The 24,654-nt window shown below is 47.2% G+C and carries 27 protein-coding genes; 18 read left to right on the top strand and 9 right to left on the bottom strand.

Annotated features, from left to right (window positions below):
* Positions 1-7 precede the first annotated feature (7 nt).
* From flhA to QMA04_RS13550, 11 genes are all read left to right on the top strand, one after another.
* Positions 8-2,047 (top strand): flagellar biosynthesis protein FlhA, encoded by a 2,040-nt coding sequence (flhA, locus tag QMA04_RS13600; protein WP_290186395.1) that lies wholly within the window; start codon positions 8-10, stop codon positions 2,045-2,047.
* Positions 2,044-3,084: a flagellar biosynthesis protein FlhF gene (locus QMA04_RS13595; protein WP_290186393.1), complete on the top strand. Its 1,041-nt coding sequence runs from the start codon at positions 2,044-2,046 to the stop codon at positions 3,082-3,084. The genes flhA and QMA04_RS13595 overlap by 4 nt, the downstream gene beginning before the upstream one ends.
* On the top strand, positions 3,077-3,946 hold the full coding sequence (locus tag QMA04_RS13590; protein WP_290186391.1) for a MinD/ParA family ATP-binding protein: 870 nt from the start codon (positions 3,077-3,079) through the stop codon (positions 3,944-3,946). The genes QMA04_RS13595 and QMA04_RS13590 overlap by 8 nt, the downstream gene beginning before the upstream one ends.
* A 36-nt stretch (positions 3,947-3,982) precedes the next feature.
* Positions 3,983-4,741: a FliA/WhiG family RNA polymerase sigma factor gene (locus tag QMA04_RS13585; protein ID WP_290186388.1), complete on the top strand. Its 759-nt coding sequence runs from the start codon at positions 3,983-3,985 to the stop codon at positions 4,739-4,741.
* A gap of 27 nt (positions 4,742-4,768) precedes the next feature.
* Positions 4,769-5,200 carry a DUF6115 domain-containing protein gene (locus QMA04_RS13580; RefSeq protein ID WP_225218471.1) on the top strand — a complete coding sequence of 144 codons (432 nt, stop codon included), beginning with the start codon at positions 4,769-4,771 and terminating at the stop codon, positions 5,198-5,200.
* Positions 5,201-5,638, top strand: coding sequence for a YaaR family protein (locus QMA04_RS13575; protein WP_290186385.1), 438 nt, complete (start codon positions 5,201-5,203; stop codon positions 5,636-5,638).
* Between the two features lie 20 nt (positions 5,639-5,658).
* The gene (locus tag QMA04_RS13570) at positions 5,659-6,009 is read left to right on the top strand and encodes a PilZ domain-containing protein (RefSeq protein ID WP_191715160.1); all 351 of its coding nucleotides are present in this window, start codon (positions 5,659-5,661) and stop codon (positions 6,007-6,009) included.
* Positions 6,010-6,157: 148 nt separating this feature from the next.
* Positions 6,158-6,931: a hypothetical protein gene (locus tag QMA04_RS13565; RefSeq protein ID WP_191715161.1), complete on the top strand. Its 774-nt coding sequence runs from the start codon at positions 6,158-6,160 to the stop codon at positions 6,929-6,931.
* A gap of 39 nt (positions 6,932-6,970) precedes the next feature.
* Positions 6,971-7,435, top strand: coding sequence for a hypothetical protein (locus QMA04_RS13560; RefSeq protein ID WP_191715162.1), 465 nt, complete (start codon positions 6,971-6,973; stop codon positions 7,433-7,435).
* Between the two features lie 110 nt (positions 7,436-7,545).
* The gene (locus QMA04_RS13555) at positions 7,546-8,172 is read left to right on the top strand and encodes an NUDIX hydrolase (RefSeq protein WP_191715163.1); all 627 of its coding nucleotides are present in this window, start codon (positions 7,546-7,548) and stop codon (positions 8,170-8,172) included.
* Complete coding sequence (locus tag QMA04_RS13550) at positions 8,169-8,834, top strand: haloacid dehalogenase type II (RefSeq protein WP_191715164.1); 666 nt, start codon at positions 8,169-8,171, stop codon at positions 8,832-8,834. The genes QMA04_RS13555 and QMA04_RS13550 overlap by 4 nt, the downstream gene beginning before the upstream one ends.
* A gap of 60 nt (positions 8,835-8,894) precedes the next feature.
* Here the strand turns inward: QMA04_RS13550 and QMA04_RS13545 are convergent, their stop codons facing one another.
* Positions 8,895-9,266, bottom strand: a complete 372-nt coding sequence (locus tag QMA04_RS13545; protein ID WP_191715165.1) for a DUF3899 domain-containing protein — start codon at positions 9,264-9,266, stop codon at positions 8,895-8,897.
* Between the two features lie 151 nt (positions 9,267-9,417).
* Between QMA04_RS13545 and QMA04_RS13540 the strand changes: the two genes are divergently transcribed.
* The 4 genes from QMA04_RS13540 (at position 9,418) to QMA04_RS13525 (ending at position 14,342) form a co-directional block, all read left to right on the top strand.
* Positions 9,418-11,058, top strand: a complete 1,641-nt coding sequence (locus tag QMA04_RS13540) for a peptide ABC transporter substrate-binding protein (RefSeq protein WP_191715166.1) — start codon at positions 9,418-9,420, stop codon at positions 11,056-11,058.
* Between the two features lie 266 nt (positions 11,059-11,324).
* Positions 11,325-12,254 carry an ABC transporter permease gene (locus QMA04_RS13535; RefSeq protein WP_191715167.1) on the top strand — a complete coding sequence of 310 codons (930 nt, stop codon included), beginning with the start codon at positions 11,325-11,327 and terminating at the stop codon, positions 12,252-12,254.
* Positions 12,251-13,309, top strand: a complete 1,059-nt coding sequence (gene opp3C / locus QMA04_RS13530) for an oligopeptide ABC transporter permease (protein ID WP_238943203.1) — start codon at positions 12,251-12,253, stop codon at positions 13,307-13,309. Before QMA04_RS13535 ends, opp3C begins: the two co-directional genes overlap by 4 nt.
* 13 nt (positions 13,310-13,322) lie before the next feature.
* Positions 13,323-14,342: an ABC transporter ATP-binding protein gene (locus QMA04_RS13525; protein ID WP_290186380.1), complete on the top strand. Its 1,020-nt coding sequence runs from the start codon at positions 13,323-13,325 to the stop codon at positions 14,340-14,342.
* 52 nt (positions 14,343-14,394) lie between these two features.
* Here the strand turns inward: QMA04_RS13525 and QMA04_RS13520 are convergent, their stop codons facing one another.
* The 6 genes from QMA04_RS13520 to QMA04_RS13495 form a co-directional block, all read right to left on the bottom strand.
* Positions 14,395-15,186: a putative hydro-lyase gene (locus tag QMA04_RS13520; RefSeq protein ID WP_290186378.1), complete on the bottom strand. Its 792-nt coding sequence runs from the start codon at positions 15,184-15,186 to the stop codon at positions 14,395-14,397.
* Between the two features lie 14 nt (positions 15,187-15,200).
* A complete protein-coding gene (locus QMA04_RS13515; protein ID WP_191715170.1) occupies positions 15,201-16,406 on the bottom strand; it encodes an NRAMP family divalent metal transporter in 1,206 nt (401 codons plus the stop codon).
* Between the two features lie 21 nt (positions 16,407-16,427).
* Positions 16,428-17,198 carry a LamB/YcsF family protein gene (locus tag QMA04_RS13510; protein ID WP_290186375.1) on the bottom strand — a complete coding sequence of 257 codons (771 nt, stop codon included), beginning with the start codon at positions 17,196-17,198 and terminating at the stop codon, positions 16,428-16,430.
* Entirely contained in the window at positions 17,195-18,175 is a 981-nt protein-coding gene (locus tag QMA04_RS13505; protein ID WP_290186374.1) for a 5-oxoprolinase subunit C family protein, read from the bottom strand. The genes QMA04_RS13510 and QMA04_RS13505 overlap by 4 nt, the downstream gene beginning before the upstream one ends.
* Complete coding sequence (pxpB, locus tag QMA04_RS13500) at positions 18,159-18,857, bottom strand: 5-oxoprolinase subunit PxpB (protein ID WP_290186372.1); 699 nt, start codon at positions 18,855-18,857, stop codon at positions 18,159-18,161. The genes QMA04_RS13505 and pxpB overlap by 17 nt, the downstream gene beginning before the upstream one ends.
* Before the next feature lie 292 nt (positions 18,858-19,149).
* A complete protein-coding gene (locus QMA04_RS13495; protein ID WP_483313722.1) occupies positions 19,150-19,992 on the bottom strand; it encodes a transporter substrate-binding domain-containing protein in 843 nt (280 codons plus the stop codon).
* A gap of 187 nt (positions 19,993-20,179) precedes the next feature.
* Here QMA04_RS13495 and QMA04_RS13490 point away from each other — a divergent pair, with 187 nt between their 5' ends.
* Genes QMA04_RS13490 through QMA04_RS13480 form a run of 3 tightly spaced genes read left to right on the top strand, consistent with a single transcriptional unit; the run spans position 20,180 to position 23,282 of the window.
* Positions 20,180-20,803, top strand: coding sequence for a TetR/AcrR family transcriptional regulator (locus QMA04_RS13490; protein WP_290186370.1), 624 nt, complete (start codon positions 20,180-20,182; stop codon positions 20,801-20,803).
* Between the two features lie 11 nt (positions 20,804-20,814).
* Positions 20,815-21,732: an ABC transporter ATP-binding protein gene (locus QMA04_RS13485; RefSeq protein WP_290186369.1), complete on the top strand. Its 918-nt coding sequence runs from the start codon at positions 20,815-20,817 to the stop codon at positions 21,730-21,732.
* Complete coding sequence (locus QMA04_RS13480) at positions 21,732-23,282, top strand: ABC transporter permease (RefSeq protein ID WP_290186368.1); 1,551 nt, start codon at positions 21,732-21,734, stop codon at positions 23,280-23,282. The genes QMA04_RS13485 and QMA04_RS13480 overlap by 1 nt, the downstream gene beginning before the upstream one ends.
* A 63-nt stretch (positions 23,283-23,345) precedes the next feature.
* On the opposite strand, the gene QMA04_RS13475 is transcribed toward QMA04_RS13480, so the two are convergent.
* Positions 23,346-24,038, bottom strand: a complete 693-nt coding sequence (locus QMA04_RS13475; protein ID WP_290186367.1) for an LrgB family protein — start codon at positions 24,036-24,038, stop codon at positions 23,346-23,348.
* Positions 24,039-24,040: 2 nt separating this feature from the next.
* Positions 24,041-24,424, bottom strand: coding sequence for a CidA/LrgA family protein (locus QMA04_RS13470; protein WP_290186366.1), 384 nt, complete (start codon positions 24,422-24,424; stop codon positions 24,041-24,043).
* Between the last annotated feature and the right edge of the window lie 230 nt (positions 24,425-24,654).

The raw sequence follows: 24,654 nt of genomic DNA, 5'->3' as shown, positions 1-24,654 counted from the left end.
GATACGCGTGAAATTTAGAGATTATGCCATCATGGTAGCCGTCATCATGATTGTGGTGATGATGGTCATCCCTCTTCCGCCGCTCTTATTAGATGTCTTAATCATGATCAATATCAGTCTTGCCTTAACGATTTTGTTAGTGGCAATGAATACAAAAGAACCGCTGCAATTTTCTATTTTTCCTACTTTATTATTATTAACGACTTTATTTCGTTTAGGCTTGAACGTCTCGACGACACGTTCGATCCTCACTAACCAAACCGGTGGACAAGTCATTGAAACATTCGGCTCATTTGTGGTCGGTGGCAGTGCCATTATCGGGATTCTGGTATTCCTGATCCTCGTCATCATCCAGTTCCTGGTCATCACAAAAGGATCGGAACGCGTAGCGGAAGTGGCTGCACGTTTCACACTCGATTCCATGCCCGGCAAACAGATGAGCATCGACGCTGATCTTGGCGCTGGCATGATTTCGGATCAGGAAGCCAAGAACCGCCGCGAGAAAGTCAGCTCAGAAGCGGATTTCTATGGTGCCATGGACGGTGCCAGCAAATTCGTCAAAGGAGATGCAATTGCCGGCATCATCATTACGCTCATTAATATTCTCGGGGGTTTGCTGATTGGTGTGATGGTCCACAAGCTGCCATTCGGTGAAGCGGCCCAGCTGTTCACCCTGCTGTCGATCGGAGACGGTTTGGTTTCTCAAATTCCAGCCCTACTGATCTCGACTGCAATGGGTATTGTTGTAACGCGTGCGGTATCGGATGGCAATTTAGGTTCGGATATCACCAAGCAGCTTTTTGCTTATCCGAAAATGCTGTACATCGTAGCTGGAACCTTGGTCATGTTTGCAGTGTTTACACCGATCAGCCCTTTGTTGGTGGTGCCGATTGCAGGTGTCATCGCTTATGGCGCGTTCAGTATGCAAAAGACCTTGAAATCTGAAGAAAAACAGGACGTCGACTTAAGCAAAGATGAAAAAGAAATCGAAGGGATGAAAAGCCCGGAAAGCGTCATCGACTTATTGCATGTCGACGCCATCGAGTTTGAATTCGGCTATGGCCTGATCCCGATTGCCGATAAAAACCAAGGCGGCGATTTGCTGGACCGTGTCATCATGATTCGCCGGCAATGTGCAATGGAACTGGGCATTGTGGTTCCAGTTATTCGGATCCGTGATAATATCCAGCTTCAGCCCAATGAATATGTCATCAAGATCAAAGGGAACCGGGTAGCTTCGGGTGAAATCATGCTCGACCATTACCTGGCCATGAGTCCGGGCATTGACGACGAAGCGGTGGAAGGCATCGAAACAGTTGAACCCGCCTTCGGCATGCCGGCTCTATGGGTCAATGAAGACATGAAAGAAGAAGCCGAAATGGCAGGCTATGCCATCGTCGATCCGCCTTCTGTCGTTTCCACTCATTTGACGGAAGTTATCAAGCGCCATGCCCATGAATTGATCGGGAGGCAGGAAGTGAAATCATTGATTGAAAATGTACGGGAAACCGCACCTGCAGTGGTGGAAGAATTGGTGCCGCAGCTGATGACAATTGGTGAAGTACAGAAAGTGCTGATGAAGTTGCTGAAAGAGAAAGTGTCGATCCGCAATTTATTGGTCATCTTGGAAACGCTGGCCGATTATGCTTCGCAAACAAAGGATACGGACCTGTTGACGGAATACGTACGCCAGTCCTTGTCGCGCCAGATTACGCTGCAATATGCGACACAGAGAGAACCGCTGCAAGTGATTACAGCTGGAGCAAGTCTTGAGAAGAAGTTCGCGGATTCGGTTCACCGGACGGAACAAGGCAATTACTTGTCCATCGATCCGGAGTCTTCCCAGACAATTTTCCAGAAGATTACGGAACAAGCCGCACAGCTTCAGCAAACCGGCGTCCAGCCGATTCTGCTGACGTCTCCGGCCATCCGGATTTACATGAGGCAGTTCGTGGAGCGTTTTGCCCCAGATCTGCCGGTACTGTCCTATAACGAACTGGAACCTGAAATTGAAATCCAAAGTGTTGGAGTGGTTAACATCTCATGATGCTGAAAACCTATATCGTCGGCACAATGACCGAAGCGATCCCCCTGATCAAGCAGGATTTGGGTGCTGATGCTTTGATCTTGAATACCAAAAAAATCAAAACCGGCGGATTTCTTGGGTTTTTCCAGAAAGACAAACTGGAAGTCACTGCTGCCATTGACCCCGAAGTGAAGCAGGAGATGCAGGTCCAGCAAGTTGAATTTCCAAAAGCTGCGACCAGTGTAACACTGGAAATCGAATCCACTGCTGAACTGCTTCAGGGAATAAAAAGACTATTGGCGGCACAGGAAGTGGCAGTGGATGTCCAAGGGGAATTGCTTTCAAAACTGCTTTCAAGACTAAAGGACAAAACTGACCATACGTTAGAGATTGTGCATCAGATGGCTCGCGAAGAATTGATGGAGATGGTTGAAAATAATCAAAGCCCAAGCATTGTTACAGAACCGGAAATCATTTGTTTTATGGGTCCGACGGGTGTCGGAAAAACAACGTCCATCGCTAAAATTGCTGCTGATTATATGCTGAACAAAGATAAAAAAGTGGGATTAGTTACTGCAGATAAGTATCGCATTGCCGCAGTAGAGCAATTGAAGACTTATGGCAGCATCTTGAATATTCCGGTCAGAGCGGTTGAAACGGCAGGAGAGGTGTTGGTTGCACTGGAGGATTTTCAGGACTGCGACATCATTTTAATGGATACGGCAGGACGCAATTATCAACAGTCCCAGTATATCGAAGAGCTGAAACGATTATTGCCGCTTGCCAGCAAGATTCAAATTCATTTGGTGTTGAGCTTAACCGCAAAGTACGAGGATATGAAAAAAATCATTGATAATTTTCAATCGCTTTCCGTGGATGAATTGTTGTTAACCAAAAAAGATGAAACCAGTTCTGTGGGAGCTATCCTCAACTTAATTCATCATTATGATATCCCTATTCGCCAGATTGCCAATGGGCAAAATGTTCCCAACGACATACTGAAAGTCACTCCAAGTGTAGTGGCGGATTTTATATTGGAGGAAGACAATCATGCTTGATCAGGCAAATGGACTAAGAGAAAAGATGAAGAATCAGCAATCCGAAAATCCTGGCAAAAAAGCTGGTAAAAAAACCCGTGTGCTGGCAGTCACCAGCGGCAAGGGCGGGGGAGGAAAGTCCAACTTCGCTTTGAACTTTGCATTAAGCCTGATTGAGCAAAATAAGAAAGTGTTGATTTTTGATGTTGATCTTGGCTTTGCCAATATTGAGGTGCTTCTTGGCCTTATGCCGCGGGAAACCATCGCAACGATGATCGAAAAAGATCTGGCTGTACAGGACATAATCGAAGAAGGACCGAATGGCTTGTTGTTCATTTCAGGCGGCAACGGTTTTAATGAATTATTTCAGAAGAATGATTTGAAATTGGAAAAATTCTTTAAGGAATTGGGCACCCTGCAAGGCAAGGTGGATTACATCATCTTGGATACTGGATCTGGCTTATCCTATGAAAATCTGCGGTTTGTCCTGGCTGCAGATGACGTCATTTTGGTGGCGACTCCAGAGCCAACTTCGATTACGGATGCTTACTCGGTCGTAAAAATGGTTCATGGCATAGACCCTAATGTTCACTTGAAATTGGTAGTCAACCAATGCATCAGCGAAAAAGAGGGGCAGCAAACAGCAGACAATTTCAAGCAGGCAACTGAGCAATTCTTGGGAAAAGAAATCGGTACACTGGGGTCTATTCCAAGCGATGTACGCGTTCCGGAAGCTGTGAAAAAGCAGCAGCCGCTTCTGTTGGCCTATCCGAACAGCGAATCGGCAACAGCCATACGCCAGATAGCAAGTGGATTTCTGCAGTTGCCGTTGCCATACAAGCTCGGCCTTAAAGGCTTTATAATGAAAATCTTGTTTAAATAAAGGCGGTTTTTTCGCTTGGAAATGGTGGTGAAAATTATGCTGAACCAGAAACTATCAAAAGAAGAACTTAATTATTGGGGTGACTGGCAACAGCACCGGGATCCGCAGGCTGGTGAGTATCTGGTTGAACAGTATCTTCCGCTAGTGGATTACGTCATTCAACGCTTTATGATCAGTTTGCCCAAAACTGTAGAGAAAGACGATGTCCGCAGCTACGCCTATGAAGGATTGCTTGATGCATTGAGCAAATTCAACATCGAGCGGGATCTGAAGTTTGAAACCTACGCTTCCTGGCGCATTAAAGGAGCCATTATTGACGGTCTTCGGAACAGCGATTGGCTTCCGCGTTCTGTCCGGGACAAAGTGAAAAAAATCGAAAAAGCTTATCTATTGCTGGAACAGCAAAATAACGAATCGGTCTCTGATGACCAAGTCAGCGCCTACCTCGGCATCACCAAAGCGGAGCTTAATAAGACGGTTTCCGAAGCCGCTTTATCGACAATGATTTCAATGGATGATGAACATTTCCAAGAGCAAGGAAGCATGGGAAGCTACCATGTCGATTCCCCTGAACGTCATCTGTCTGAACAAATGACCAAGGAATCTCTGGTCCGTGCGATTGACAAATTGCCGGAAAAAGAAAAAATCACCGTTTCGCTATGTTATTTTGAAGAAATGAAATTAACTGAGATTGCGGAAATCCTCAATGTCAGCGTTTCAAGAGTCTCACAGCTTCACTCGAAAGCCATGCTGCGTTTGCATGCTTCGATTTTATCCGTACATGATGGTTATTAAGGTGCAATCAAAACAGAAGGTGCGGGGATGACAATGGAATGGCTATCGGTCGCAATAATCTTCTTATTGCTGGCAATGAATATAAAGTTGATGCTATCTGTTAAAAAGCAGCAGGCGGAACAAGCCCCAGCTGGAATCCATGAAGATATGGCGGAATTCATAGCCCAACTTGAAAAAGAAAATAAGGAACTTTACGATAAATTACTTTCCCATCTGAAAGGCAGCGAGTCGGATTTAGTGGAGCGAATTGAACGTTTGGAAGAAAAACTTGCCTCTGAGTTTGAAGAGGTGCCGGAAATCGATTCTATAGAAACTGAAAAGATCATGCAGCTTTCCAGACAAGGATTTTCTTTCGAACAAATTGCCAAAGTGCTCCAAACGGAGTATGGAAAAGTGGAACTCGTCGTTAATAGAAACAATCAGCATCATGAGAATACGAAAGAAGACGAGGTGCTGTGAATGCGCATTGACAGTCAAAACAATATTCAAAACGAACGGCTCTCGGTACAGGGCTCGGGAAATAAGAGCGGTGATCTTTTTTTGACAGCCATGAAAAAATCCCAATCTAAGCTTCACAATGATTCCCTGAACCAATTGATGGGGCGTGTAGATGCACAAGGCCAGAAGCTTTCCAACCAGCGGACACTCGAAAACCTATTGAATTACAAGCAGGCAGTCAAGCAATTCGTCGGCGAATCCACACGGCATGGTTTACGTTTATCGGATGAACAAAGCCATGCGCCAGGCGGAGGAATGAAATCTCATCAGGTCATCAAAGTGATTGATCAAAAACTGATTGAAATTCAGGACGAATTATTGAATAATGAAGAAGCTGGCATCGGTACTTTAGATCTAGTTGGGGAAATTAAAGGCTTGCTCGTTAATTTGTATATGTAACCAGGGGTGGAGAGGGCGAAATGGGAGAAAATCGTCGCGAATTTTTTAGGGTAGTTTTTAATCAGGCCGTAACTGGTAAAGTATCGGTTTACGGAGGCAGATTCTTGCCGATTGAGATTTACAATGTCAGTGTAGGGGGACTGACATTTTCTTCAGCGCTTAATATTCCTTTGCAGGAAAGTGTAAATTGCAGCTTTCAAATACTGGACAGCGCTTTTCTGTTGCCAGGGGCGATTGTTCGAAAATCAACAAGAGTGGACACCATAGAATACGGAGTTGAGTTCTCAGTAAATCAGGGAACTTCTTCGGAATTATTCAAGCAACTGAATTACTACCAGATTCGTCAGCGCAAAGGTTTATTGGCAGAGTGATGCCACAAGCTGCGCTTACAAAGAACAAACCCTCGGGCTTGTTCTTTTTTTGATTACTGTAAATGTCTGTAGTTCGTCTGAGCTTAGAAGGACTTTCTAGAGGGAAAAGAGAAGTAATAGCCATACGAAAAAAGAGAAGGTGGAAAAAATGGAAGCACCAGCAGAAATTCTTTCCGTTTGGCGGCAATTCGATGATTTTCCAATGGAGACCTTGACCAAAGCTTGGTATTCTCAGCGTTCAGGCGAACAGAAACAGCGCAGCGTAGAGTTGATGAAGGAACAGCGGGAGCAGTATGGAATCACCGGCAATTGTTTTGATTTGGCCATTTGGCTGCTTGCAGCTTTTGATGAAGCGGGTGTGAAAGCTTATCCGGTAGGCAGTGAGCTTGGAACGGAACAGGCACATGGCGCTATTATGGCCGAAGACCGGGATGGGCGCAGATTCCTGTGTGATTTAGGGGATCAATGGATACAGCCAATCTTGATGGATGTCGATAGACCGGAGTTTACAGGTGAAAGGCTGGCAGGATTCTTTCCGGGAGCGGAAGTGCAAGTACAGAAAACCGAAGAAGGAATAAAAGTCATTTATTATCGGCCGAACGGCAAACAGTCTCAGCAGATCTATACGATAGAGCCGGTGGATCGCGCAGACTTTATGGAAGCGGCTGAGTATTCCCAGCGCCATATCCATCCAGAGCCGCTCGTTGAAGTCCGGTTGCCGGGAGAAGGCGAAACCGTTCATTGGGAGTTCGACAACTGGACAAGCTTTTTAAGCACCAGTACGGGTCTTTATCCGGACGAACCGATTGAAAGGCTGGAAGATTGGGTAGAAAGAATACATGACAAAACGCATTACGATAAAGAGTTTCTGGCAGAAGCCTTAGGATTTTACCGCCGGCTGAATTTGGGTGGGCATGAATAGATAGAGTGTATGGGGAGAAAAGGGCAGGTGATGAATGGCATGGAACTTAAAACACAATTACAATTTGAACTTACCGAATTCATAGACGGTGATGGAGTCGAAAGAATACCTGCTATCGGAAATTATGATTATTGGCTTTTGCTGATGGAATATTTTCTGGCTAAATCCGATACATTTGAAATTCATTGCTTTAATGAAGAAGCAGGAGTGATTGAAGAGCTTACAACCAGTTTGCCTGGATTGTTCGATATTGATGACAAGCAGGGTATGACCATTTTCTCGGGGTTGTTGACATTGGAAATTGCTGAATACCTGATGAGCTGCCATGTCAGTGAAAAGAAAAAGCTCAAGTGGTTCTCCATTTTCTTGAGCAGAGGAGAACAGCATATTTTCTCTTCCGAACATTGGGGCACTGAATTTTTCGTTCCGGATATCACCGAAAAAGACCTGCTGTTCATCAAGCATGTAGCGCCGGATGATACACATTTTAATGAATACTCATGAATGCATTTGAAGAGCTTAAGACCAGAGAAGAATTTTATGATCGGAAGAAGGACCGGCCAGGTATACGGCCGGTTTTTTTGCTATGCTAAAAAGAAAAAAGGGGCAGGGCGATGGAAACGGAGAAATTGCGTGTGTACGATGAACATGGAAATCCGCAAGGGATAGAAACTCGGCAAGCTGTCCATGAACAAGGGCTTTGGCATGAAACGTTTCATTGTTGGATGGTGGGGCGTAGGAACAACAGAGATACGGTTTATCTCCAGTTGCGCAGTGAAGCCAAGAAAGATTTCCCCGGTTTGTTCGACATCACTGCGGCCGGCCATTTGCTGGCGGATGAAACTGTAGAAGACGGCGTGCGGGAAGTTAAAGAGGAACTTGGCTTGGAAGTGGATTTTGATAAGCTCATTCTTCTCGGTATGGTCAAAGATCAAATGGAGATTCCGGGTTTTATTGACAACGAACGCTGCCATTGCTTCTTATATCCTATGCCGAATAACAATGACCTTAGGTTTGAGTTGCAGCTGGAGGAAGTGTCCGGCATGGGGGAAGTTGATTTTGAGGCATTGGCGGATTTGTTTGCGGGTAAGGAAGAAGAAGTGGAGATTGATGGGTTTATCGCAACGCTTGATGGCCATAGTCCTTTCAAAAAAAGGATTGGCCTGAAGGAGATAGTGCCGCATAGCTCCTCTTACTTGGAAAAAATCATCTATCTTATCAGACAGGAGTTGAACAAATGAAATCATCCATTCAAGCCTTGATATTCGATGTTTATGGCACATTGTTCGATGTCTACTCGGTCAAAGAGAAGTGCAGGGATCTATACGGTGACAAAGGAGAGGAAATCAGCATCGTCTGGCGCCAGAAGCAGCTCCAGTACTCATTCTTGCGGCAATTGATGGGGCAATATGAACCCTTTTCCAAAATCACGAGAGATGCCCTGGATTATACGTTGACGAAATTGGAACTTCCATATGATGAGGAAAAAGTGGAGACCTTGCTTGAGGCTTACAGAAATCTCGAAGCACATCCCGAATCCGCAGAAATTTTAGAGCAGATGCGCGACAAGAAAATTGCCGTTTTTTCAAATGGCTCACGGGATATGCTGGAGCCGCTTATCAAAAACTCGGTTCTTTCTGAACTGATCGATGAGATCATCAGCGTCGACGACATCAAGCAATATAAACCGACGCCGGCGTCGTACAGCTATGCCTTGAAGGTCCTTGGAGTGGAACGCCACGAAGTCCTGTTCATGTCTTCGAACGAATGGGATATTGCAGGAGCAAAGAGCTTTGGCTTTCAGACCGCCTGGATCAACCGGGACGGGATGCCGTTGGATAAACTGGGTATGGAGCCCGACAGCATCTATCGGGACCTTACCGGTATTTTGGAATGGCAATGAACAGCATTTTCATCAAACAAAACGGCAGTGCCTTTTACAGGCCTGCCGTTTTTTTATTGGTTAATCCAAATAATACAAAGCAACAGAAATCACCAGGCTGCTGATGGAAAAAAGAAGGCCGATCTGAAGAAACGAATTTCGGTTTGGGAATTCTTTGCGGTAATCCACTCGATCAACCGAACGTTTTTCGCTTTCCCGAATGAGCTGATCCTTTTTATTTACTTTTGCAAAAAAGTTTCGGGTGCTTTTTAAAAATGCCGTAAAAAATTGGCCTTCGATCAATACCATGATGAAATAGACCATCAGCAGCAAGAGGCCCACTAAAAACAAAGCATCAAACCATCTAGCGATTGACCATTCCGTATATAGGAAGAAAGGCAACGTTAACGAACTGCCCAGTGAAATCAGAAACAAAACTCTTTTAAAATTCATACAAGTCGACCCTTTCCTTACATAAATAGAGATTACCATGTAATTTATAAATTTGAAAATTAAAACATCTTGTTGCCTATTTCCGCAATAACAATTATGATTATAAAGAATTACCAAAATAAAGAATTATCAAAAAATGGGGGTAGGGAAAATGGAGAGAAAGAGAAAAACGCAGATTTTCATGATTTTGATCGCATTCGTTTTAATCTTATCGGGGTGTAATTTCAATTCTTCGGAGAGTTCAAACGAAGAAAGCGCAGCGGAAGGGGAAGCTGGACAAGTATTGAACATTTCGACCACAGCAGATATCCCTACTTTGGATTCTACCAAAGCACATGACGGCATCGCGTTCACTGTGTTGAATAACGTCAATGAAGGGCTTTACCGCCAGGATGAAAACCATGAACCGATTGAAGCTTTAGTAACGGACCATACAGAAAATGAAGACAAGAGCGTTCACACGTTCACATTGCGCGACTCGAACTGGAGCAATGGGGAACCGGTTACTGCGCAGGATTTCGAATATGCTTGGAAACGTGTTATGAAAGACGCAAGCCCTTATAACTTCATGTTCGTAACAGCAGGGATCAAAAACGCTGAAGCGATCATGAACGAAGAAATGGACGCAGAAGAATTGGGCGTTAAAGCAATCGACGAGAAAACACTGGAAGTTACGTTGGAAGCAGCGAACCCATTGTTCCAGTCATTGATGACGTTCCCGACTTTCTTGCCACAGAACCAGAAATTTGTAGAAGAGCAGGGTGACCAATACGCACTGGAAGCGGAAAATATCCTGTTCAACGGACCATTCACATTGGTGGATTGGACACATGAGCAAGGATGGAAATACGAAAAGAACGAAGATTACTGGGATGCAGACACAGTTAAACTTGATGCTGTGAATGCTTACGTTGTGAAAGATCCGGCAGCAGGCGTCAATTTATACGAAACAAATAAAGTGGACCGCATCGTATTGAGCTCAGAAGCTGTCGACCAGAACAAGGACGACGAAAACTTCGATACGATTTTAGAGCCGGAAGTCATCTTCCTTCGTTTCAACCATAACCATCCGGTACTGGGCAATAAAAACATTCGCCAAGCAGTTAATATGGCAATCGACAAAGCAAGCTTAACGGATGTTATTTTGAAAAATGGATCGACTGCCTTGAACGGCATCGTGCCGAAAGGATTCTTCAAATCGCCAACAGGTGAAGATTTCCGTGACTTGAACGGAGACTTCAATACAGGCACGGTTGAAGAAGCCCAGAAGCTTTGGGAAACAGGGCTGAAAGAGACAGGGGCAACAGATGTAACAGTCTCCATCAACATTGCCGATTCTGAAGACCATAAAAAAGTAGCTGAGTACATTCAAGCACAATTGGAAGACAATCTTCCAGGATTCAAATTGGACATCAAAGCGGTTCCTTTCGCACAACGTCTGGAAATCGAAAAAGCGGTCGAGTATGATTTGTCTCTATCTTCATGGGGACCGGATTACAGCGACCCGATGACTTACTTGGATATGTGGTTGGAAGGTGGATCAGCTAACCGCATGGATTACAAAAATGCCGAATTGGAAGAATTGGTGGCTTCAGCAAGAACGGAAACGGATCTAGAAAAACGTTACCAGATGCTGTTGGATATCGAGAAAATCCTATTGGAAGAAGATGCAGCAATCGTGCCGCTTTACCAGGAAGGTGCTGCTGTCTTAATGAGAAGCAAAATCAAAAATCTTTTGGTGCATCCGACAGGGGCTTCATTCTCCTACAAATGGGTGACGATCGAAGAATAAAACAGGTTTACAGCTTATAGATACGAGGGTGTAGCCGATTTATGGGCGCCCTCGTATTTTTTCATCACTGAACCATCACATGGGCGCTTCCACTTTTCGTCTTGGCCAGACTCCAGCACCCAGCTCTTCGGGTCATAAGCCAACCCGGCTGTGCGGCTGAAAATACGCCGCTTTGCCGGTCTGTCTTATGTCCGTCAGAGCTACCCGGGTGCTTCCGCTTTTCGCATCAAGAAGTTAAATTCACCCTATAGAACTGAGGTGTTCGCATGAAACGTTATTTACTGCAGCGGATCGGCTTTATGCTCATTACGCTTTTCATTATTGTGACAGCTACCTTTTTCCTGATGCAGCTGTTGCCGGGTACACCGTTCACCAACCCGGAGAAATTGACCGATAGCCAATTGGCGATATTGAATGCTAAATATGGACTGGATCAGCCAGTCGCTATCCAATACATTCAGTATATCGGCAACCTGGTACAGGGCGATCTAGGTTATTCATTCCAACATGAAGGCCGGACCGTCACCAGCATGATCAGTGACCGCATCGGGCCATCAGCTTTTATCGGCTTGCAGGCATTGGTGATTGGCGCCATTATCGGACTTGTTCTAGGCATTGTTTCGGCTTTGAAGCACAACTCCCTTTTGGATTACGGGTCGGTGACATTAGCCGTTTTGGGAATGTCGATTCCATCTTTCGTTTTTGCGGCGTTGCTGCAGTATTACGTAGGCGTTAAATTGGAATGGCTGCCCGTCGCGTTATGGGAAGGGTATTCCAGTACGCTGCTGCCGTCCATCGCTTTGTCGGTGACGGTGACGGCCACGGTCGCGCGGTTTATCCGCAGTGAAATGCTCGAAGTGATCGGCCAGGATTACATCATTACGGCCAGAGCCAAGGGCTTAAAAGAAAACCAGGTCATCGTCAAGCACGTCATCCGCAATGCGCTGATTCCGGTTGTCACCATGCTTGGGCCGCTTGCTGTCTCGATCATGACGGGAACCTTGGTCATCGAAAAGATTTTCGCAGTGCCGGGGCTTGGCGAGCAGTTCACTTTATCGATCCTGGTATTGGATTACAGCGTCATCATGGGCATTACCATTTTCTACAGCGCTTTGTTCATTTTCGTTGTCTTTGTCGTGGATATCATTTACAGCTTCCTGGATCCACGCATCAACTATAAGGGGGAATCAGCATGACGAAAAACATACCACACCTTCCCCCGCATCAAGATTTGCAGGCGCAAAACCAATATGCTTACGACGAAATCCCATCGGATCTGTTTGTAAAAGCGCCGCTGGACCAACGGAAAAGCGAGGAAATTGGTACGCCGTCCGTGTCTTTCTGGAAAGAAGCATTTCAGCGTCTCATCAAAAACAAAGGCGCCATGATTTCACTCGTCATGCTCGTCTTGTTGATTGCTTTGGCGTTGATCGGTCCGAGCCTGAATGAATTCTCTTACCGGGAACAAAATTTGGCGCATTCCAATATGCCGCCGAAAGTCGAAGGGTTGGAGTGGCTCGGATTCAACGGACAGAACTCGGCAGGCGTGGATCAATATGCGGAACGGGATGTTCAGATCAATTACTGGTTCGGTACCGATGAATTCGGCCGCGATCTGTGGACCCGTGTTTGGAAAGGGACGCAGATTTCCTTGTTCATCGCTTTAGTGGCGGCTTTCCTCGATTTGGTGATCGGCGTCATTTACGGTGGCATCTCCTCATTTTATGGAGGGCGCATCGACAACGTCATGCAGCGGATCATCGAGATCCTTATGGGGATTCCGAACTTGATTGTCATCATTTTGTTTATCCTTGTGCTGGAGCCGGGCATCACATCGATTATTCTGGCGATGGTCATCACCGGCTGGGTTGGCATGGCGCGTGTGGTACGCGGCCAAGTGCTGCAGCTGAAGGGCCAGGAATTTGTTTTGGCTTCCCGTACCCTTGGCGCATCAAATCCACGGCTGATTTCGAAGCATCTTTTGCCGAATGTCATGGGACCGATCATCGTCACAGTCATGTTTACGATTCCGACCGCTATTTTCTTCGAAGCGTTCCTGAGCTTTATCGGCCTTGGATTGCAGGCGCCTCTTGCGTCGCTTGGTGTTTTGATTGAAGACGGCTATAAATCAATGCGGTATTTCCCGTATAAATTGATTTTTCCGGCCTTGGTTATCAGTATCATCATGATCTCATTCAATTTGCTTGGCGATGGTTTACGTGATGCATTAGATCCGAAAATGAGAAAATAGGGGAGGGTTCAACATGAGCGAGACCATTTTGACAGTCGACAACCTGCATGTAGCGTTTAAAACCCAAACCGGCAAATTGACGGCGGTGCGGGGTGTAAGTTTTGATTTGAAAAAAGGGGAGACGTTGGCGATTGTCGGCGAATCCGGTTCGGGCAAGTCAGTCACCGCCAAATCCATCATGCAATTGCTGCCGGCAGCCACCACAGAAGTGACTAAAGGCGATATTGTCTATAACGGCAAAAGTTTATTGAAGATGTCCAAGCGCCAAGTTACGGATTTGCGCGGATCGGAAATCTCGATGGTGTTCCAGGATCCGATGACTTCACTGAATCCGACGATGAAAGTCGGCAAACAGATCATGGAAGGCGTCCAGCGGCATGAGCAGCTGACAAAAGCGCAGGCGCGCAGCCGGGCGCTGGAAATGCTCAAGCTGGTCGGGATTCCGCAAGCGGAAAAACGGCTGGATAATTATCCTCATCAATTTTCAGGCGGCATGAGGCAGCGTGTGGTCATCGCGCTGGCGCTTGCCTGCAACCCGAAAGTGCTGATTGCGGATGAACCGACCACGGCACTCGATGTTACCATCCAGGCGCAAATTCTGGATTTGATGAAGGACCTGCAAAAGAAGACCGAGACAGCCATTATTTTGATCACGCACGATTTGGGCGTGGTCGCCAATATGGCTGACCGTGTCGCTGTCATGTATGGCGGCAAAATTGTGGAACAGGGCACACTGGATGAAATCTTCTACAATCCGCAGCATCCGTATACATTGGGCCTGCTTCAATCGATGCCCAAACTGAATGAAGACCGCTCGCAACCGCTCTTGCCGATTGCGGGTTCACCGCCTAACTTGGCGACGCTTGGAGAAGGCTGCGCATTTGCGGCCAGGTGCCCGCATACGATGGCGGTATGCCATACGTATACACCGCGTGATACAGTGACGGAAACAGGGCATTCTGTGGCTTGCTGGCTGCAGGACGATCGGGTAGCGGCATCACGTGATCTTGTGGAGACCGGAAGCCCATCATAAAAACACATTAAAAAACCAGTAAGGCCCAAATCGGCTTACTGGTTTTTAGTGTTTATATGACACTGATTTCTTCAGTTTTCAAATCGGTAATGAACATATGTCCGGGGGCATGGGTGATCATGATTTCGGGTTTGACGTGCATGGCAATCGCCTGTGGCGTCACACCGCAAGCCCAAAATACAGGAACTTCACCTTCTTTGACAGTCACGCGGTCCCCAAAATCAGGCTGGCTTAAATCACGGATGCCGATGCCTTCAGGATTGCCGATATGCACGGGAGCTCCGTGGACGCTCGGAAAACGGCTCGTCACCTGGACGGCCCGGATAACGTCTTTTTCCGGCATGGGGCGCATGCTGACTACCGTCGGCCCTTCAAAGCGTCCCGCTTTCACTGCGGGAATGGAGGTCCTGTACATCGGTACATTGCAGTTTTCTTCGTTATGGCGAATCGGAATGCCATTGTTGATCAGGGCTTCTTCAAAAGTGAAACTGCAGCCGATTAAAAACCCAACCATGTCATCTGTCCACAAGTCGGTGATCTGGTCTGTTTCTTCCGTCAGTATGCCGTCTCTGTAAATCCGGTATTTCGGAAGATCTGTCCGCAAATCAGCGGTTGGCGCTGACAACTCCGGAATAAATGAACCCGGTTCTGTTACATCGATTAACGGACAGGATTTCGGATTGCGCTGACAGAAAAGCAGGAACTCAAAAGCCATTTCTTTTGGCAGCACCGCCAGGTTGGCCTGGATAAAGCCATTAGCCAAACTGGATGTGGGCTTTTGCCATTCACCATTGCGGATCAGCTGCCGAATTTCACGAGGGGACTGTTGATTGATGATGTTCATCTCATTCCACTCCTTTATTCAAATAATGCCGGAATTCCGTTCATCAAGGTATAGATTCCCATCCACGCCATAGCGACCACGATGACGACACCGAAAACAGTCATCCATAGAGGATGCTTGTAGTCGCCGACAATCTTCGCTTTATGCGCGGCAATCAGCATAACACCAAGGGCAATCGGTAAAATCAAACCATTCAAGGATCCCACAAGCACCAATACCAGAACGGGCTGGCCGATGATGACAAAAACAGAGGTGGAGATGACAATGAAACTGATGATCAATAGACGATTGTACTTTTCCAGCACCGGACTGAATGACCGGATAAAGGATACAGATGTGTAGGCAGCTCCAACAACTGATGTGACTGCAGCCGCCCACATGACGACGCCGAAAATTTTATAGCCAACGTTGCCGGCGGCCAATTGGAAGACGGAAGCAGGCGGATTGGCAGGATCCAACGAAAGGCCTTGTGACACAACGCCGAGCACCGCCAGAAACAAAATAATGCGCATGAATGAAGCGATACCAATCGCATAAATGGAGCTTCTGGTCACTTCGGGCAAGGCTGCTCTGCCGGTCAGGCCTGCATCAATCAGCCGGTGTCCGCCTGCAAAAGTAATGTAGCCGCCGACGGTTCCGCCGACGAGCGTGACAATGGCAAAGATGTCGATGGTATCGGGCACGAAAGTTTTTGCGATCGCTTCGCCGACAGGCGGCTGTGCAGTGATCATAACGTAAACGGTCAATGCGATCATGACAAATCCAAGAATTTGAGCAAAACGGTCCATCGCCCGCCCAGCTTCTTTTACAACAAAAATGCCGATAGCGAGCAAGCCGCTTAAAACAGCCCCGACTTTCGGATCGATTCCGAACAGCACATTTGTGCCAAGCCCAGCGCCGCCGATGTTGCCGATATTAAAAGCAAGCCCGCCCATGACGACCAATAAAGCCAGGAAATAACCCAGGCCAGGCAAAACGTCGTTGGCGATATCCTGCGCCCGTTTGCCGGAGACGGCGATGATGCGCCATATATTCGTTTGGGCACCGATATCAATGATGACAGAAATTAAAATAACAAATCCGAAAGAAGCCAATAAAGTTTCCGTAAAAACTGTCGTTTGTGTCAGAAATCCAGGTCCGATGGCGGAAGTCGCCATCAGGAAAGCGGCACCCAGCAAGACGCTGGCATTGGTATTTTTCATCTTCTTCGCATTCTTCATTGAAATCCTCCTCGGCTTGTATTAAACGAATTCACTCACTTTAACAATATCAATATCGGCTCCTTTCAAACATTTTGAAATCTGTCTGGCGAACTCGAGTGCGTTAACGCCGTCTCCGTGAATGCAGATGGTTTCTGCCTGCAGCTCGGCATCGCTGTTTTCAACCGTCGCCACTTTATTTTCCTTGACCATGCGAATGACCTGGTCGATGGCAATCTGTGGATCGGTGATCAAGGCGTTGCTCTGGGTCCGAGGCGTCAGCGAGCCGTCCGGTTGATAGGTGCGGTCTGAAAAGACTTCATTGGCTGTACGAAGTCCGATTTTCTCGCCAGCTTTGATGATTTCACTGCCGGAAAGCCCGAACAGCACCAGTTCCGGATCGATTTTGTAGACAGCTTCTGCAATGGCTTCTGACAAAGCCGCATCTTTTACCGCCATATTGTATAAGGCACCATGTGCTTTGACATGCTGCAACTGTCCGCCTTCGGCTTTGATAAAGCCTGATAAAGCGCCGATTTGATAAACGGTTAAGTCGTAGGCTTCCTGAGGAGACAGGGCGATATTGCGGCGGCCGAAGCCGACCAGGTCCTGCAAGCCAGGGTGGGCGCCAATACCAACATTTTTTTCGAGGGCCAATTGAACGGTTTTGCGCATTGTCGAAGGGTCGCCGGCGTGGAAGCCGCAAGCGATGTTCGCAGAGGTAACGTAATCAAGAATTTCCTCATCATTGCCCATCCGGTAAGCACCAAAGCTTTCGCCCATATCACAGTTCAAATCCACTTTATAACTCATGTCCATTCCTCCCGTTTCAACTTAATCGCGGCTTTTATTTGCCGAATCGATTGTTCTTGTTCAATCCAACGCTGTTGTGCATCTGCCAGGGAAATTTCTTTAAAGCGCAATTGCTGTCCCGGCTTCAGCTGGCTGATGAGCGGCAAGTCAACAGACGCAACCTGTCCGATCTTCGGATAGCCGCCAGTCGTTTGGCGGTCTGCCAGCAGGACAATCGGATTGCCATCCACCGGTACTTGAACAGAACCGAAAGCCACCGCTTCTGAAATCAATTCCGCCGGATTTTCAAGAGCCAGATGAGGACCTTCCAACCGATAGCCCATGCGGTCAGAATTGGATGAGACGGCGAAGGCTTCTTGGAAGATCCGTTTTTTGCTGATGTCATCGAATAAATCAAATTGTCGCCCGGCCATCATCCGAATGACGGGTTCTTCAAAATACCTGACAGGCGGCAGCAACCAATCTGAGTCATTGTCAGCTTCCTGCAATAGTGAAGAAAGCCGTTGCCTGCTGATCTGGCCAACCGGCACTTCGTCGCCTTTTTCCAGAGAGCGCCCTTGAAACCCTCCAATCCCGGCCCGCATGTACGTAGAGCGGCTGCCCATGACTTCAGGAACATCGATGCCGCCGGCAATTGCCAAATAACAGCGGGCGCCTACGCGAGGCTCACCAAAAGTCAGGGTATTGCCTTTTTTAACGGACAGCATCCTCCACATTGGAGCAGCTTGGCCATCCAGTTTCGGGCTCAAATCGCCGCCGCATAGCGCGATGACCGTGTCTTCGATGAATTCAATTGCAGGTCCGACGAGTGTGATTTCAAGTGTGGCGGTCTGTTCTTTATTGCCGACCAGTAGATTGGCCAGGCGATGAGCATAAGGGTCCATCGCGCCGCTGGCGATGACGCCATATTTCTGAAAACCGCTCCGGCCGAGGTCTTGTACAGTGGTCTGCAAGCTGTTTTTAAGGATTTTCAGCATTCGGATCCTCCTTCCATGCGTGGTAGTCTGTTTCAGAGATTTCCCAGAAGACCACTTTGTCTCCTGCCTGCAGCAGGCTCGGAATGTCATTTTCCGGCCGGAATAACCGAAGCGGCGTTCTGCCGATCAGCTGCCAGCCGCCCGGTGTTTCAATCGGATAGACACCAGTCTGCATGCCGGCGATGCCGACTGTCCGTTCCGGGATGCGGAGTCGTGGGGAATCGCGCCTTGGGGCCGCAATTTTTTCAGACATGCCTCCGATAAAAGGAAAGCCGGGCGCAAAGCCGATCATGTGGACCGAATAACTGCCGGAAGTATGGATGTCAATGACCTCGCGCGCAGTCAAGCCATTGTGTTGTGCCACGAATTCCAGGTCGGGTCCGAATTCACCGCCATAACAGACAGGAATTTCAACGGTTCTGGATTCGACAGCCAACTCTTCCCCCAGGTGCGCCAGAAGTTCCGCCAGCTCTTCTTGTACCTTGCTGTATGTTGCTGCGCAAGGATCGTAGAAGACAGCTACCGTTATAAATGCAGGGATAAATTCAATCATCCAATTGGGTGGCCGGCTTTCCAGCAAAGTGGACAGTCTTCGTATTTTTTTTTCTGTTTCTTCATTGATTTCAGTGCCCAGTTCAATGACAATCGCCTGATCACCCAGCGGCGAAAACGAAGTATTCATCTGCTCGCCTCCTTAGACTGACTATTCTTACTTTTAGTTTAGTATAAGGCTTTTGGAAGCGGCTGGAAAGGAGAGATATGGGTTCTCCAAATAACGTATTAACTGTATCGGAAAGTATTTTAAGTGAAGTGGAAAGTATTCAGGCCGAATCAGAAAGTATTTGAAGTGAAATGGAAAGTATTCAGGCTGAATCAGAAAGTATATCCACTTAACTGGAAAAATCACAGCCACCCCGCAATAAAAAAAGTTCCAAAAAAAGAAGCCGCTCAATCAAGAGGGGCTCCTTCAACAATTATTCTTCAATTTCCACTTTCTCAGTCACATCGGCACCATTAAAGAATTCTGCTGAGATTTCGGCGATTGTGCCGTCCTCCAGCATTTCTTCGATGACGCGATCCACATTCTCGGCAAGTTCGGTATTGTCTTCGTTCATCACAACACCCACTTCAGAAGGGCTGTACTTGAGGTTCGGATGGATGGTGATGTCCAGTTCCGGAAAGGCTGCAATCGCCAATGTCTGCAAATAATAATCGTTCAGAATGACATCTGTCCGTCCAATGGCGACGTCGCGGAGATAGGTTTCATTTGTCGCATTGTCATAGACAACTTCCTCAGCGCCATACTCGCGTGCGGTCTCCATGTAAACGGAAGTCGAAGCACCAGCGGCTTTTTTGCCTTCCAGGTCTTCTAAGGTTTCGATGCCGGACAAATCGTCTGAACGGACGATTGCAGTGCCATAAGAATACTTAAACGGTGTGGAGAAAAGAAAATTGTCCTTACGGTCTTCCGTGATTTCAATGTCATTGGCTGCGATGTCGACTTGTCCGGTTTGGACAGACGTCAGCATTTCATCAAATCCTAGCTCCGTAAATTCAACTTCCAATTCAAGGCGTTCACCGATTTCTCGTGCCACTTCCACTTCGAAGCCGGTCAATTCATCCGATCCTTCTTCCCGATAGGAAGTAGGAAACAAGGTGCCTGATGTGGCAACGATCAGGCTGCCTTTTTCCTGGATTTCATCCCAAGCGGTCGTTGTTTCTTCAGGAGCTGTATCTTCGTTATTTCCACAGGCACCTAAGAGCGACAAAGTCACTAGGCCGGCTATGATTGACGCATTTTTTCGGGAAAAGAATATTTTCACGGGGTCTTCCTCCTCTATTATGATTGCACCTAAAAGATAGCATTCTAAGAGGGCAGGGGCAACGGTTTAATTCACCAAATAAAAAATCAGATAATTTAGACTAATAAATTGACCAGTGTGGTCGAATGTTGTATTCTGTAGTCGACCAGAGTGGTCCAAAGAAATGAAAGAGGGCATGAACATGGAGAAATTTGAGAACCTCGACCCCAAAAAGCAACAGAAAATCCTTGATTCAGCATTGATGGAATTTGCCGAAAATGGATTTGGGCAAGCTTCAACCAACCGCATCGTCAAAAATGCCGGTATCGGAAAAGGGATGTTGTTCTACTATTTTAAAAACAAAAAGGACCTTTACGAGTACTTGGTCGACTACAGCATGAATTTCATCATCAATGAATATTTCAGCTTAGTGGATATCAATGAAAGTGATTTTATTAAACGAATGAGGGATGCGGCGCAAATAAAAATGAAGGCACAGCTGGAAAACGAGCATATCTTCAACTTTATGGGAACGTTTATGTTAACGAAAGATCTGGATCTTCCTCCACATCTTCAGAAGCGTTATGAGCATTTGCAGCAGCAGGGTTATGCATTGCTGTATGAAGGAATCGACAAAACGCTTTTCAGAAAAGATGTCGACGTTGACAAGGCATTCAATTTAATCCGTTGGGGAGTAGATGGCTACCAGCAAAATCTCCTGCAACAGCTGCAGGGGAAAAAAATGACCGAACTGGATTTGAAGCCTTACTGGGATGAATTTTACGAATATCTCGATATTCTGAAGAAAAGCTTCTATACGAATTAGGAGGGAAACTCATGGCAGTCTTGAGAACGGTTGATCTGACGAAAAAATTCGGAGATTTTGCAGCACTCGACGGCGTGAACATTGAAGTGGGCGAAGGGGAAGTTTATGGCTTTATCGGTCCGAATGGAGCAGGCAAGTCGACCACACTGCGCGTGCTGCTCGGTATTTTAAAAGCGACGGACGGACGTGCAGAAATTTTTGGGAAGGATTCCTGGAAGGATGCTGTGGAAATTCATAAACGCGTAGCTTATGTTCCAGGAGATATCAACTTATGGCCGAACTTGACCGGAGGAGAGGTCATTGATCTGTTCGTTAAACTGCGCGGTGGCAATAATCTGGACCGGCGAGAGGAACTGATCCGGAAATTCGACTTGGACCCGACGAAAAAATGCCGGACCTACTCCAAAGGAAACCGGCAAAAAGTGGCATTGATTGCGGCATTCTCGTCGGATGTGGATTTGTATGTATTAGACGAACCGACTTCGGGCCTCGATCCGCTCATGGAGCGTGTGTTTCAGGAATATGTAGTGGAAGCGAAAAAACAGGGCAAGAGCATCCTGCTGTCGAGCCACATCCTGTCGGAAGTCGAAAAACTCTGTGACAAAGTGGCGATTATCCGCGAAGGAAAAATCATCGAAACCGGAACGCTCAAAGAATTGCGGCATTTGACTGGGACGATTCTGCTGGTAGAAACCAAAGAGCCGATTGTGGGATTGGAAGAGCTGAAAGGAGTCAGTGGCATCCAGCAGAAAGGCAGCGCTTTGTCTTTCCAGGTCGACACAGCGGAAGTGGATCATGTCATCCGTTACATCAGCCGCTTTGGGGTGAGCCGCATTGAAAGTTCACCGCCGACGCTGGAGGAATTGTTTATGCGCCATTACGAGGGAACCGCTGGAGCGGTGGAATCAGGAGCAGGAGGCGAACGGTAATGACCAGACATCTGTTTGACGGAACCGGAACCTTGATCCGTTTTGTTTTACGGCGCGACCGTTTGCGTCTGCCCATCTGGCTCGTCTCATTTGCGGCCATTTCGGCAATTGTCGCCCTGGCTTTCGTTGGTTTGTATCAAAATGCGGAGGAAAGGCAGGCAATGGCTGAAACGATGCGCAATCCCGCGATGACTGCGCATGAAATGCTGCTGATGACAGCGGTTGTTGTCGGCTTGATGAATATTTTGCTGGTCATCCGCCATACACGTACAGATGAAGAGGATGGCCGCATCGAATTGATCCGTTCCTTGCCGGTGGGCCGATTGTCGAATCTGTCATCAACGTTGCTCGTAATGACCGGTGCCAACATTGTCCTGGCGTTGCTGACGGCTTTTTCACTGGCTGCTTTAGGGATTGAGAGTGTCGATCTGCAAGGGTCGCTTGTCTATGGGTTTGCACTAGGCGCTGCCGGTCTGGTTTTTGCCGGCGTTGCGGCTGTCTGTGCACAGTTATCTCCCAATGCCAGAAACACACTTGGGCTGTCGATTGCCATATTGTTGCTGGCTTATATGGTCCGAGCGATTGGGGACGTCGCAAATGAAACCTTGTCCTGGTTGTCGCCGCTTGGCTGGATTTTGCGGTCTGAGGCCTATGTCAATAATTATTGGTGGCCAATTTTGCTGACAATTGCTGGAGCCTTGCTGCTGATGGCTTTGGCTCTGTACTTGAACTCGATCCGTGACCTTTGTTCTGGCTTTTTGCCTTCGCGGGCGGGAAAAGCCAAAGCTGCCCGATCCTTATTGAGTCCGTTTGGGCTGGTATTTCGGCTTCAGCGGACTGGATTCATCGCCTGGTCAGCAGGGTTGCTATTAATCGGGGCGTCTTATGGTTCGGTTTTGGGCGATTTGGAGTCGTTTTTTGAAGACATTGACCTGATGCAGCAAATGATTGTTCAGTCGGAAGGCTTTTCACTGACAGAACAATTCATTCCGGTGCTGATGGCCGTCATGGCGATTCTCGGAACCATTCCTGTATTGATGGCGGTATTGAAACTGAAAACAGAAGAAAAAAATGACCGGCTTGAGCATATTTTAAGCCGGTCCGTTTCCAGAAATCACGTGCTGGGCAGTTACTTGACGATGGCTGTTTTGACAGGTTTTGTCATGCTTTCTTTAGCAGCACTGGGTCTTGGATTGGTCGGCAATGCCATGATGGAGGAGCAGCTTCCATTGGGGATGTTTTATGGCTCGGCGCTGGCCTATTTGCCGGCGATGTTTGCCATGGTCGGTGTGGCGGTGCTGTTGCTCGGATGGGCTCCAAATTTAACCGGTGCCGTTTGGCTGTATTTAGCTTTTTCGTTTTTTGTCATTTATCTGGGCGGCTTGTTCCAATTTCCCGAATGGGTAGGGAAGTTGACGCCGTTCGGCTATGTGTCTGAGATACCGATTGAAGAGATGAATTACCTGAACGCGGCGATGCTGACAGTTGTGGCGATTATTTTGACGGCAGTCGGCATCACCGGATTTAATCGCCGGGATATTGGAAGGTAGCCGCCAATTGAACAGCAATAAAAAGACCTCCTTTCCGATTGTGGAAAAGGGGGTCTTTACGTTTTACAAAAGCAAAAGCCAGGCAGCGACCGGTCCCAATAAAGCGCCAAATACTGCGCTTAATGTCATCGCAACAGAACTCATCGATGCTTCCTGCTGGCCGTATTCAAAGGCTTTGGCGGTCCCCATGCCATGGGCGGAAGTGCCGAGGCCGATGCCGCGGCCGATCGGCGAATCGATATGCAGCCACTTCAAGAGAGCAGGGCCGAAGATATAGCCGGTGAATCCAGCTACCATAACAAAAACTGCGGCGAGCGAAGGGATTCCGCCGAGGTTGCTGGCAACTTGCATGGCAACCGGCGTGGTCAGTGACTTCGGCAGGACGGTCAAAATCAGCTCTTCTGAAAAGCGAAAAAGCTGAGTAAACAAAATGCCGCTTGCCATGCCGACAACAACACCCGCAGCAATACCTGAAAGAATCGGCAGCATATTGTTGAAAAGCAGATCCCGTTGTTTATATAGTGGAATCGCGAGTGCGACTACTGCCGGCCCCAGCAATGTGCCGATCCAGTTGCCGCCCATCATATATGTATCGTATGGGATATTGCCCAACACTAAAATAAGGACGAGGATGGCTGTAGATGCAAGCACTGGATTCAGCAAAGTCTTTCTGTACTTTAAATATAAAATATTGGTCAGCAAATAAATACTGACCGTCAAAACCGCAAAAAAAGCAGCAGTCAGATTGAATTCCATGGTCAAGACCTCTCCTTTCGGTCAGTGCTTGCCTTGGCGGCATACTGGCTGACCCTGCCCGCAACCGCCATTGTCAGAAACGTGCTGGCAATGACGATTGGAATCAACAGCATGCCTTTGCCGGAAAACAATTCCCCGTATTCAACAACCCCGACGGTAGCCGGGATAAAGTAAAGAGATAAAAAAGCCAATAGGAAATGAGCGCCTGACTCAATCCATTCAAGCGGATAGATTTTCAGCATAAGTGCAATAAACAGCAGAAGAAAACCGATGATGCTGCCCGGCAATGGAATATTGAAAACACCTTGCAACGCTTCGCCTAATAAATAAAAACCCGTAATAACGACAAGCTGAAGAATGATTGAGATTATTTTCAAAGAGAACACCGCCCTCCAAATAGATGCAAAAAGTAAATTCGGCTCTTTCCATATTAAGTTATTTTACAGGATTCCAGTCTAAAAGCGAGAGCGGATTCGGATATCTCTTGCATTTTCAGAAAATAACAGAAAATTTTCCGTACAGTCTTTTTAACTTTGGGCAGTGGGGTATAAGAAGGGAAAAGCAGCAGTCTGTGGCAATGATGCATAAGCAGGACCTCTTGCTGGTTCTGTTATTG

It is taken from the genome of Planococcus sp. APC 3900 (assembly GCF_030407735.1).
Taxonomy (GTDB): domain Bacteria; phylum Bacillota; class Bacilli; order Bacillales_A; family Planococcaceae; genus Planococcus; species Planococcus notacanthi.
Note: the sequence above shows the minus strand (reverse complement) of the source record. Positions and strands in the feature narration are given on the sequence as shown.